The following is a 10,975-nucleotide window of genomic DNA, read 5'->3' on the forward strand; positions in this document are numbered from 1 at the left end:
TTTGGCAGGTTATCAGCTTATATTAGTAGATGTTTTCAGTGTTCAAAGAGTATAAGTTTTAATGTTTTATAAAAAAATATATAGGGGGTATTGAAATGAGAGGTAACAAATGGTGGTTGTTAGTGTTAGCACTTGTTCTTGGTTTAGTACTAGCTGCGTGTTCCTTTGAAAACGATAGTGCAGAAGAAGAAACGGACAATGTGGAAGAAAATGAAACAGATGGCGAAGGTGAAAGCGAAGGGGAAGAAGAAGGCGAAAAAGTTCTACGTATTGCATCTACTTCTGATATTCCGACAATGGATCCAATTCTTGCGGAGGATAATGTATCCATTCAATACACTGATACCGTGTATGAAGGTTTGTATCGTCTGGCGCCTGAAGGTGAAATAGTTTCCGGTATTGCAAAAAAAGATGAAACAGAAATAAGTGAAGATGGATTAACGTATACTTTCCACTTACGGGAAGATGCTCAATGGGAAAACGGAGATCCTGTCACTGCACACGATTTTGTGTACGGCTGGCAACGTGCTGTTGATCCGGATAACGGTTCATTTTATGCTAATTACTTAATGAATGGCAAAGTGAAAAATGCTGCTGAAATCTATGTAACAGAAGATAATGAATCTGATGTAGAACCATTAGACCCATCAGAATTAGGTGTAAGTGCTCCAGATGATCATACATTTGTGGTTGAATTAGAGAAACCGGTACCTTATTTTGAGTCATATGCCGCTTTTCCAACATTTTTACCGATGAATCAAGAATTTGTTGAGGAACACGGTGATGACTTCGCCCTGTCTCCAGATAGTATTCTGTCAAACGGACCATTTAAAATGACAGAATGGGAGGCTGAAGCAGGTTGGAAATTTGAGAAAAATGAAACATACTGGGATGCAGAAAATGTGGCATTAGACGGTATTTCGGTAAAAGTAATTAAAGATGCAGATACAGCACTTTCCAACTATGAAGTAGGTGAATTAGACCGTGTTACCTTGTCAGGTGCACAGGTACAAGATAATCAAACAAGTCCAGAATTTCTTTCTCTTACGGAAACAAGTGTCTTCTGGTTGAAGTTTAATCAAGATTCAGAAACTGCAAGCGAATATATGCAAAATCTTAACTTTAGAAAAGCATTAGCCAAAGCATTTGATAAACAAGCGTATATTGATGTGGTTTATGGTAATGATTCAACACCAGTTAATTTCTTTGTTCCGGAAGGCTTTGTTGAGCATCCAGAAACAGGAGAAGATTTCCAAACAGGTAGTGATGTTTTAGCCTATGACGTCGAAGCTGCACAGGAGTTTTGGGAAGCCGCAAAAGAAGAACTAGGGTTTGACGAAGTGACTTTATCCTTCTTAAGTGGGGACAGTGATGTCGCTAAAAATATTAGTGAATTCATGAAAACAGAACTAGAAACTAATTTAGAAGGCTTAACGATTGAAGCGAACAATGTTCCATGGGCACAACAATTAGAAATTATGCGTGAACAAGATTATGAATTAGCAGTATCCGGTTGGGGTCCTGACTATAAGGATGCTATTTCCTTCGTAGATCTTTGGATAACAGATGGAGAAAATAACGATATTGGATATTCTAACGAAGAGTATGATGCACTTGTAGAAGCAGCAAAAGGAGAGCTAGCAACAAGCCCTGTAGAACGATTCGAAGCAATGCAAGATGCAGAAAAAATAGCGTTAGAAGAAGCAGCTATTGGGCCGATTATGCAGCGCAAAACTTCTGTACTTGCTAAAGATTATTTAAAAGGTATGGAATCATTAAACCCATTCGGTAACGACTACAGCTTTAAATATGTGGATATTGTTAAGTAACATTTAAGACAAATTTTATCACGGTGCTAAACATCTGTAAGACTCCACTTCAAGCTTCAACTATACAAGGATAAGTGGAGGGTTAACAGATACTACACCCTGATAAGTTTCACTGATGAACAGTGGGAGCTACAAACTCCGACTGTTCATAGTCTTACTTTATAGTATAGCAAGGTAAAAGAGGGTATAGCCTAGGTCAGTTAAGCTATACTCTTTTTTTACACATCAATGTTCAACAGATAAGAAAAATCAATGTGAAGTCTAACATCTGGTAATCCAAGAATTCTTAGAACTTTTAATTGCCTATAAGGTGAACTCATGCTTTAGGAGGTGGAAGCATTGACCAAATATATTTTACAACGACTGATTTATATGATTATTACACTGTTTATTATTGCAACAGCGACGTTCTTTCTCATGCAATTACTTCCTGGTTCTCCGTTCAACGAACTTGGTGGCAAGATGACTGAAGCACAGGAGCAAATTTTACTTGAAGAATATGGATTAAATGATCCTGTTCCTGTACAGTATGCTAAATACATGCTTGGAATGGTACAAGGTGATTTAGGCGTGTCGTTTCAATATGATAATCGGTCGGTAACAGACATCATATTGGATCGAATTGGTCCATCAGCACATTTAGGTGCTCAAGCTTTAATTATAGGTTCTGTTTTGGGGATTATTTTAGGGATGATTGCTGCGATTAGACATAACACTTGGGTGGATTACTCTTCCAATGTATTAGCCGTTATCGGGATATCCATACCATCATTTGTATTCGCGGGACTCTTGCAATATTACTTTGCAGTACAATGGAGAATTTTCCCGCCCTCTTTTTGGGAAGGACCGATTTATTCGGTATTACCCACGATATCACTGATGATATTTCCAATGGCGATCTGTGCGCGTTTCATGCGAACCGAAATGCTTGAAGTATTAGGTTCTGATTATATTGAATTGGCACGAGCAAAAGGTGTTTCAAATTCAAAAATTATGTTTAAACATGCATTACGAAATGCTTTAATACCAGTTATTACCGTTTTAGGGCCAATGACCGTTAGTTTGATGACAGGTACATTAGTTATTGAACAGATTTTTGCTGTGCCAGGGATTGGTGAACAATTTGTTCGTTCGATAAGTGTCAATGATTATCCTGTTATTATGGGGACAACCATGCTATTTTCGGTATTATTTATCTTGGTCATTTTGATTGTTGATTTACTATATGGAATGATTGATCCAAGAATCCGTATTACAGGAGGGAAGGACTAATGGACAATGGTACAAAAAAGTATGACCTGGAAAAGTTCAAACGTGTCCATTTATCAGATGATGCCAATGAAGAACTTTCGCGTCCGCAACTTTCCTTTTGGAAGGATGCTTGGATCCGGCTTCGTAAAAATACGGGTGCTATTACTGGGTTAATCGTCATCGTCTTCATAATCTTAATTGCTTTCATTGGGCCATTCATGAATGAATACACCAATGAAGGTGCGAATTATGATGCTGCTTATTTACCGCCGAAGGTTAAAGGATTAGAAGCAATCGGATTTGATGGTATCCAAACATATGAAGTGCAAGGCGCAACCAAAGAAGAGGCGATAGAACGTGGATTAGCTGGGTATGAAATAGAAGAAGAATATGTGCAAGATACTGAAGTAGTGATCACGAAAGAAGAAAGTGAAGATGGTTATGTGACGGTAGCAATGGAAGTAGATATTTATGCAGCGCGAGGATTAGAAGATCAATATTTTTGGTTTGGTACTGACAGTATGGGGCGGGACTTATGGACTCGTATATGGAATGGTACACAAATTTCTTTATATATTGGTTTTCTTGCAGCGATGATTGATATGGTAATCGGTGTTATCTATGGTGGAATATCTGGTTATTATGGTGGCAAAACAGATAATATTATGCAACGAATTATTGAAATTCTCTCCGGAATACCAAATTTGGTAGTAGTCATTTTAATGATCATTTTATTGGAGCCTGGGTTAATTGCCATTACGATTGCCCTAACGATAACAGGATGGATTGGGATGGCACGTATAGTACGTGGGCAAGTACTAAAATTAAAAGGACAAGAGTTCATTTTAGCGGCAAGAACATTAGGTGCAAACAACAAGCGTATATTGATGAAACACTTAATTCCAAATGTGACAGGCATGATCATTATTAATACGATGTTTACGATTCCCAGCGCAATCTTCTTTGAGGCCTTTTTAAGTTTTATTGGTTTAGGCCTGCAACCACCGATCGCATCACTAGGAACCCTTATCGATACAGCTTTTGATGATTATAGGGTATTTCCATATATGCTGCTTTATCCAGCAGTGATTATTTCCTTATTAATGATTGGTTTTAATATATTAGCGGATGGATTACGAGATGCATTAGATCCGAAGATGAGAAAGTGAGGTGCAGAGAAGATGGAACCCATTTTAGAGGTTCGTCATTTACATGTAGTCTTTGATACTTATAGCGGTACTGTTCAAGCGGTAAGAGGTGCGAATTTCACATTGAAGAAAGGTGAAACATTGGCAATCGTTGGGGAATCCGGTTCTGGTAAATCCGTAACAACCAAAGCTTTGATGGGGCTCGTTGCGAAGCCAGCTGGTCATATTCCCGAAGGTGAAATTCTATTTGATGGAAAAGATTTGACAAAACTATCTGATAAAGAAATGCAAAAAATTCGAGGAAAGGATATATCAATGATTTTTCAGGATCCGATGACATCCTTAAACCCAACAATGAAAATTGGAAAACAGATTATGGAAGGCTTGATTTTACATCAAAAGTTGTCGAAAATAGAAGCTAAGAAACGTGCTATTGAATTGTTGGAATTAGTAGGAATACCTGATCCAGCAAATCGAATGAATCAATATCCCCATCAATTCTCAGGTGGTATGAGACAACGCGTTGTAATTGCAATTGCCCTAGCTTGTAACCCGAAAGTATTGCTTGCGGATGAACCGACAACAGCACTTGATGTAACGATTCAAGCACAAATTTTAGAACTAATGAAAGAAATTCAGAGGAAAATGGAAACTTCTATTATTTTTATTACTCATGATTTAGGAGTAGTAGCAAATGTAGCCGATCGTGTAGCCGTTATGTATGCTGGTAAAATTGTTGAAATTGGCACAGTCGATGATATCTTCTATAATCCTAAACACCCCTATACTTGGGGGTTACTTGGATCGATGCCAACAGTAGATAATGAAGATGAGAAATTAATGGCTATACCTGGTACTCCACCGGATTTAATGAATCCTCCCAAAGGGGACGCATTTGCCGCCCGTAATGAGTACGCTATGCAAATTGATTTGGAAGAAGAACCCCCCATGTTTAAGGTGTCAGATACACATTATGCCGCAACTTGGTTACTACACGATGATGCACCTGATGTGGAACCTCCTGAAGCGGTGAAAAAGCGAATGAAAGGCATTGCGAAAGGTAGTATTTCTGCTGGAAGGAGAATCGACGTTGAATAATGATAAGATTTTAGAAGTGAAAAATTTAAAACAGCACTTTCAAGCAGGGAGAAAACGTATTGTCAAAGCTGTAGATGGTGTTAGTTTCGACATCTATCGTGGTGAAACATTTGGTTTAGTTGGGGAGTCTGGTTGCGGAAAATCAACAACTGGAAGAACGATCATTCGCTTATATAATGCAACAAGTGGTGAAGTGAAATTTAATGGCATCGATGTTCATGGTCGCAAGTCAAAAAAAGATTTGAAACAATTTAACCGTCAAATGCAAATGATTTTTCAAGATCCATATGCATCCTTGAATCCAAGGATGACGGTAAAAGAAATTATTTTAGAAGGTATTGAGATTCATGGGTTGATCGAACATGAAGCAGCAAAAACAAAGCGGGTAGAAGAACTTTTAGAAACAGTTGGTTTAAATAAAGAACATGCAACTCGATATCCTCATGAGTTCAGTGGTGGACAACGTCAGCGTATTGGCATTGCGAGAGCATTAGCCGTTGATCCGGAATTTATCATTGCTGATGAGCCGATATCCGCTTTGGATGTTTCAATTCAGGCCCAAGTAGTTAACTTAATGAAAGAATTGCAGGAAAAACATGGGTTGACATATCTTTTTATTGCGCATGACCTTTCGATGGTTAAATATATTAGTGACCGTATTGCAGTAATGTATGCAGGTAAGATAGTAGAGCTTGCAGACAGTGATGAGCTATACAAAAATCCATTACACCCTTACACACGCTCACTTTTATCAGCAATTCCATTACCGGATCCGGATTTTGAGCGTACCCGTGAGCGGACTATTTATGATCCCGCACAACATGATGCGGACAATGCTAAATTTAGAGAAGTGAAACAAGGCCATTGGTTATTATGTACCGAAGAAGCATATAAAGCGTACCAAGTCAATCAATCATTTGGACCAACGCCCAGTGACTAGTGTCCCTGGGTGTGCATTTATCTCAAACATTCCAAGTGAATTAACAAAAATCTAGGTATATTTTACGTTATTTTAAAGTAAGATTAAGATAAAAGAACCAAATTCCATCATTTTAAAAAGTTTTTCTACGAATATTAACAAAAGAGGACAGAAATTCTATATAATAGAGCTATACATAAATTTTGCTGTAGGAGTTTGATGGTATATGCGTAAGTACATAAAATGGTCAGTCAGCATGATGGTTGCGATGCTTATGTTAGTGGCAATCACAACAACAGTAAGCGCTGAAAAAGAAGGGGAAGATACACTGCAAGCGCAAGCCCATAAGAAGAAAGAAACAGAATTATTTATTCATGAATTACCTGAAGCATTAGCAAGATTTTCGTTTGTATCTGATTTACAATTTGAATATCCAGATGCGGTTAGAGGTATCTATGTAACAGGTCATTCTGCTGGTGGCAGTCGCTTTGAGGAATTATTGGATCTTATTGAATCAACCGATCTAAATGCGATGGTAATTGACATTAAAGAAGATCATGGATATCTTACGTATGAACCCGAGGAAGAGTTGCCTTATGAAGGGGTTGCTCAAAATTTTATGAGTGATCCAAAAGAAGTCTTAAAAACACTTGAAGAGAAAGGAATTTACCCAATAGCGCGTGTTGTTGTATTTAAAGATTCTGTCTTAGCAAAAGCAAGACCAGATTTATCATTCACAAAAAATGGCGAAGTTTGGGAAAATGGTAAAGAAGAATCCTTTGTAAGTCCATTTCAACAAGAAGTGTGGGAATATAACCTTGAGATCGCCAAAATGGCAGCAGAGCTTGGTTTTAAAGAAATCCAATTTGACTATGTTCGATTCCCTGAAGGCTTTGAAAAGCGTGATAAGGAATTAGAATATGATCAAGGTGACTATAAAGATGTCGAACTGGACGAAGTTAAAAAAAGAGTAGAAGCTGTGACGGACTTTGTTGCATATGCGAAGGAAGAATTAGAAACTTATAATGTTGATGTGTCAGTGGACATATTCGGCTATGCGGCAACACTTGAAGAAACACCTGGTATTGGACAAAACTTCTCTAGAATTGCAGATAATGTCGATGTGATTTCTTCGATGATTTATCCTAGTCATTGGACACCTTATTTTGGTATTGATAAACCTGATCAAGAACCATATAAACTCGTCAATGAATATGCCAAAGTGGAAAATGAAGTGTTAGGTGCATTAGATAATCCACCTGTATCTAGACCATGGATTCAAGATTTCGAAGCTCCTTGGCTATACAGCGGACCGACTTTCCAGTATGGGGTGGAAGAAGTGGAAGCACAGATAAAAGCTTTAAACGAGAATGGTATTGATGAATTTCTAATTTGGAATGCTGGGAATTCATATACAGAAGGAGTCGATTATACACCATTAGATTAACCCTCACAAATGTGAGGTCTTTTCTATTGATTGAATGGATACAACGACATTTTTGCGATTAATTATAGCAAAAGAGGGTATAATGAAAGTGATTCTATGCAATTTGGAATGACACTATTGAAGGGGAGATTAGTTTATGACCTGGTACGAGAAATTAAAGCAATATTTCCCTGTAGAGGAAATGAAGTCAAAACAACATATGGAATTGCTATTAAAAGAAAAAGGAGATGTTTATTATAAAGATGAAGGACCACATCACGTTTTAATGTACGCAGAGTTCCCTACTTTTCTTTTTATTGACTATGTCTATGTTTCCACAGAGTCACGTGGACAGGGAATTGGTCATAAGCTTATCGAAAAGCTAAAGGAAAAAAATAAACCGATTATTTTAGAAGTCGAACCTTTTGATTATCAAGATAGTGATTCAACAAAGCGATTACGCTTTTATCAACGAGAAGGGTTTAAACATGCGGTTTCGATTGGTTATACAAGAAAGTCATTGGCAACTGATGAGGCTAATTCATTAGAAATTTTATATTGGTCACCATCTGGTGAAAATGAAGAAGAAATTTATAAGCAAATGAAACGGATGTACGAAGATATACATACCTATAAAGATGAAGAAATTTACGGGAAATCCTATCAGCCTGTCGATGAAGTTTTGACCTATGATGATGACCGAGAAGCGAATGATATCTTTGATGTATTAGATAACCAACGTCCAGAAAAAAATAATTAATATTTTAAAATGGTGTTTAGGGTTGAATAGGAAGGGAATACTTTTGATAAAGACAAAGATATGTAAAAAGTGAAGAAAAACACATAACCCCCTATCATTCCACTACAAGATATAGTATACTTAGTACATAGATGATAGATTAAACTCATTTTAAAGTAATAAAAGGTGTAAGTGACAAGCATCTAAAAATTATAAATTAATTCATTTTGAGGAGTGAAGTTACATGGTAACACTTTATACCTCGCCAAGTTGTACATCATGTCGTAAAGCGAAAGCATGGTTAGAGGAACACGATATTCCATTTAAAGAGCGCAACATATTCTCAGAACCATTAACGCTTGATGAGATTAAAGAAATTTTAAGAATGACGGAAGACGGAACAGATGAGATCATTTCAACTCGTTCAAAAGTATTCCAGAAATTAAATGTAAACTTGGATCAGCTTCCATTAAAAGATTTGTTTCAATTGATTCAAGATAATCCTGGGTTATTGAGAAGACCAATTATTCTAGATGAGAAAAGGTTACAAGTTGGATACAACGAAGATGAAATTCGTCGCTTCTTACCACGTACTGTTCGTACGTTCCAATTAAGAGAAGCACAAAGAATGGTAAACTAAAAGGAAAAGCAGATCTTATCTTTGAGATCTGCTTTTTTGGTGTGCCGGGCATGCATCTAAACTCTAGGGTTCAAGTCCCGAACTGGGAAGGCAGTAGTACCAGTTAGCCAAGGACAAGGGTGTCTAGGGCGACCTAGAATCTGAAGGAAGTCGGAGGCAAATTCCCGCCTTGAGGAACACGAACTTCATAGAAGGCTATTTATACTTGGATGAGACTGCCAAACACATCAAAGTCCATACTGCCGAAGGGTATAGGTAGTAAATGAAGCAAGGATATGGGGAGGAAGTGTAGATGCTTACCCCGGGAGGTCTGATAGCAAAGCGGTACACTTACCGTAACCGGATGTGTGAACATTCACTGAACTATCAGAAGTCAGCAGAAGCCATAGTACCTGTTTCTTCTAGAGGAACAGGGAAGGGCGGAATCAGGAAAGGAACATGATCACTTGGGATACGTATGGTTTGATGAAGCAGAAACACAAGTTCCTTCCTCATGGAGGAAACGGTGAATCCCGTGGGGGACATGAGAAGGGTGGAGAACACATACCACATAAAGAGAACGATCATGTACGTAGGAGAGAGAACGAATGTTAAAACAAATACTGTCACGAGAGAATCTACTACAAGCTATATGGCGTGTAGAAAAGAATAAAGGAAGCCACGGAATCGACCAAATGCCCGTACAAAACCTACGAGTGCATTTGAAAGAGAACTGGACAATCCTCAAGCAACAATTGGAAACAGGAACCTATCAACCTCAACCGGTCCGTCGAGTCGAAATCCCGAAACCAGACGGTGGAAAGAGGAAGCTAGGGATTCCAACCGTGACAGATCGCTTTCTACAACAAGCGATCGCACAAGTGTTGACCAAAGTATATGACCCGCAGTTTTCGGACCATAGTTATGGATTTCGTCCCCAAAGGCGAGGTCATGACGCGGTGAGGAAAGCAAGAGGGTATATACAAGAAGGCTGTCGTTGGGTAGTAGATATGGATCTAGAGAAATTCTTTGATAAAGTACATCATGATCGTTTAATGCGCACCCTGAGCAAACGGATTAACGATCCAAGAGTGCTGACATTAATCCGTCGCTATCTACAAGCAGGAGTCATGGAGCAAGGACTTGTTCAGTCGAACACAGAAGGAACACCACAAGGTGGCCCGTTAAGTCCTTTACTCTCTAATATTGTCTTAGATGAATGGGACAAAGAATTGGAGCGCAGAGGACTGCACTTCGTCCGTTATGCGGATGATTGTCAAATCTACGTTCGTTCCAAAAGAGCAGGACAGAGAGTCAGACAAAACATGACGGAATTCCTGGAAGGAAAACTAAAGCTGAAAGTGAATCAACAAAAGAGTGCGATTGATCGTCCATGGAGACGAAAATTTCTAGGATTCTCCTTCACCAGTCACAAGAAGAGACCAAAGGTTCGCATACCAAAAGAGAGTATTAAGAGGCTCAAAGATCGAATCCGTTCCTTAACATCAAGGAAAGAAAACATCAGTATGGAGACCAGAATCGAACGATTAAATCGGTACTTAATCGGTTGGATAGGATATTACCAATTGACCGAGGCACCAAGTGTTCTGAAACAGATAGATAGTTGGATCCAACGTAGACTCCGCATGATTCGATGGAAAGAATGGAAGTTGGTCAAGACAAGGTATCGAGAATTACAAAGGTTCGGTGTGAAGAAGGAGAAAGCGTGGGAATGGGCCAACACAAGGAAAGCCTATTGGCGGATTGCGAACAGCCCCATTTTACACAGAACCCTCGGCAACCGATATTGGGGAAGCCAAGGACTAGAAAGTTTGTTTATTCGTTATCAATTTTCACGTATGACTTGAATGAAATCGCCAAATACGGAACCGTATGTTTGGTGATGTGAGAGGGTCGGAGGTTAGTCACCTCCCCCTATCTCGATT

At 38.6% G+C, this 10,975-nt stretch carries 9 protein-coding genes; all 9 read left to right on the forward strand.

Going from position 1 to position 10,975, the window contains the following annotated elements; genetic code table 11:
* Positions 1-95: 95 nt before the first annotated feature.
* The 9 genes from J5J03_RS14615 to ltrA all read left to right on the forward strand — a co-directional run bounded on the left by J5J03_RS14615 (position 96) and on the right by ltrA (position 10,897).
* Positions 96-1,829, forward strand: a complete 1,734-nt coding sequence (locus J5J03_RS14615) for a peptide ABC transporter substrate-binding protein (protein WP_208590508.1) — start codon at positions 96-98, stop codon at positions 1,827-1,829.
* A gap of 339 nt (positions 1,830-2,168) precedes the next feature.
* Positions 2,169-3,101, forward strand: a complete 933-nt coding sequence (gene opp3b / locus J5J03_RS14620; protein ID WP_208590510.1) for an oligopeptide ABC transporter permease — start codon at positions 2,169-2,171, stop codon at positions 3,099-3,101.
* Positions 3,101-4,249: an oligopeptide ABC transporter permease gene (gene opp3C / locus J5J03_RS14625; protein ID WP_208590512.1), complete on the forward strand. Its 1,149-nt coding sequence runs from the start codon at positions 3,101-3,103 to the stop codon at positions 4,247-4,249. The genes opp3b and opp3C overlap by 1 nt, the downstream gene beginning before the upstream one ends.
* Positions 4,250-4,261: 12 nt before the next feature.
* Positions 4,262-5,326, forward strand: a complete 1,065-nt coding sequence (locus J5J03_RS14630) for an ABC transporter ATP-binding protein (protein ID WP_208590514.1) — start codon at positions 4,262-4,264, stop codon at positions 5,324-5,326.
* Positions 5,319-6,266: an ABC transporter ATP-binding protein gene (locus tag J5J03_RS14635; protein ID WP_208590516.1), complete on the forward strand. Its 948-nt coding sequence runs from the start codon at positions 5,319-5,321 to the stop codon at positions 6,264-6,266. The genes J5J03_RS14630 and J5J03_RS14635 overlap by 8 nt, the downstream gene beginning before the upstream one ends.
* Positions 6,267-6,471: 205 nt before the next feature.
* Entirely contained in the window at positions 6,472-7,692 is a 1,221-nt protein-coding gene (locus J5J03_RS14640; protein ID WP_208590519.1) for a putative glycoside hydrolase, read from the forward strand.
* 136 nt (positions 7,693-7,828) lie between these two features.
* Positions 7,829-8,431, forward strand: coding sequence for a GNAT family N-acetyltransferase (locus J5J03_RS14645; protein ID WP_208590520.1), 603 nt, complete (start codon positions 7,829-7,831; stop codon positions 8,429-8,431).
* A 223-nt stretch (positions 8,432-8,654) separates the two neighbouring features.
* Complete coding sequence (gene spxA, locus J5J03_RS14650; protein WP_208590521.1) at positions 8,655-9,050, forward strand: transcriptional regulator SpxA; 396 nt, start codon at positions 8,655-8,657, stop codon at positions 9,048-9,050.
* Positions 9,051-9,637: 587 nt separating this feature from the next.
* A complete protein-coding gene (gene ltrA / locus J5J03_RS14655) occupies positions 9,638-10,897 on the forward strand; it encodes a group II intron reverse transcriptase/maturase (protein ID WP_208585947.1) in 1,260 nt (419 codons plus the stop codon).
* Positions 10,898-10,975 lie beyond the last annotated feature (78 nt).

The organism is Gracilibacillus suaedae (assembly GCF_017599345.1).
Taxonomy (GTDB): Bacteria; Bacillota; Bacilli; order Bacillales; family Amphibacillaceae; genus Gracilibacillus; species Gracilibacillus suaedae.